Below are 1440 nucleotides of genomic sequence, written 5' to 3' on the forward strand. Positions count from 1 at the left end.
GTGCGTAGCTGGGTTTCGGGGGTGCGGGTTCTGTGCGGGCGCGTCGTGGTACGGGGTAGCGGCCGGGCTCTGGGCGTGCGGGTGGGGGCGGCAGGGATTCTCTGGGCAGGTCGCGGTGAGCGGGCGGTTCGTTCAGGTGGCGGCCGCCGGCGACGGGGTCGCTCGGCGGCCGCTCCTGCTCAGATGCCGGCCGCGGCCGACAGGTCGTGCTTGATCGCGGTCAGCAGGTCGGTTGCCCTGGCGCGGGCCGCCGGGAGGTCGGCGTGGGTGGCGACCGGGACGACCACCTCCAGGTAGCACTTCAGCTTGGGCTCGGTGCCGCTCGGGCGGACGATGACCCGGGCGCCGTCCAGCGTGTACCGCAGACCGTCGGTGGGCGGGAGCTTGTCCGTGCCCTGCGTGAGGTCCTCGGCCCTGGTGATCGCGAGGCCCGCGAGCTCGGTCGGCGGGTGTTCGCGGAGCTGCTTCATCGCCCGGGCGATGACCGACAGGTCCTCCACGCGCACCGAGAGCTGGTCCGTGGCGTGCAGGCCGTGGGTCACCGCGAGGTCGTCCAGGAGGTCGGTGAGGGTGCGGTTCTGTTCCTTCAGTCCTGAGGCCAGCTCCGTGACGAGGAGGGCCGCGGTGATGCCGTCCTTGTCCCGTACGCCCTCGGGGTCCACGCAGTAGCCGAGGGCCTCCTCGTAGCCGTAGCGCAGGCCCTCCACGCGGGCGATCCACTTGAAGCCGGTGAGGGTCTCCTCGTAGGGGAGGCCCGCCTTCTCGGCGATCCTGCCGAGCAGGGAGGACGAGACGATCGACTCGGCGAAGGTGCCGCGCGCTCCGCGGGCCACCAGGTGGGCGGCGAGCAGCGCGCCGACCTCGTCGCCCCGGAGCATGCGCCAGGAGCCGTTGTCCTTCACGGCCACCGCGCAGCGGTCCGCGTCCGGGTCGTTCGCGATGATCAGGTCCGGGTCCGTCTCCTCGGCCTTCGCGAAGGCCAGGTCCATCGCGCCGGGCTCCTCCGGGTTGGGGAAGGCGACGGTCGGGAAGTCGGGGTCCGGGTCGGCCTGTTCCGCGACCAGGTCCGGCGTGGGGAAGCCGGCCCGTTCGAACGCGGCGAGGAGGGTGTCCTTGCCGACGCCGTGCATCGCCGTGTACACCGTGCGGGCGGTGCGGGGGGAGTCGGCGGCCAGTACGGCGTCCGTGCGGGCGAGGTAGGCGTCCAGGACGCTGTCGTCGAGGGTCTCCCAGCCGGTGTCGGGGCGGGGGACGTCGTGGAGGCTCGCGACCGCGTCGATCTCGGCTGCGATCTCGGCGTCGGCGGGCGGGACGATCTGGGAGCCGTCGCCGAGGTACACCTTGTAGCCGTTGTCGCGGGGCGGGTTGTGGCTGGCCGTGACCTCCACGCCGGCCACCGCGCCGAGGTGCCTTATCGCGTACGCGAGGACGGGGGTGGGG

The 1440-nt window shown here is 73.1% G+C and carries 1 protein-coding gene; it reads right to left on the reverse strand.

All coding sequences use genetic code 11. From position 1 onward, the window contains the following. Nucleotides 1-179: 179 nt before the first annotated feature. Nucleotides 180-1440 (reverse strand): phospho-sugar mutase (locus tag AOJ26_RS37555; RefSeq protein ID WP_053852834.1); only part of this gene is annotated, 1261 nt, incomplete at its 5' end.

It is taken from the genome of Streptomyces sp. NRRL B-24085 (genome assembly GCF_001282115.1).
GTDB lineage: Bacteria > Actinomycetota > Actinomycetes > Streptomycetales > Streptomycetaceae > Streptomyces.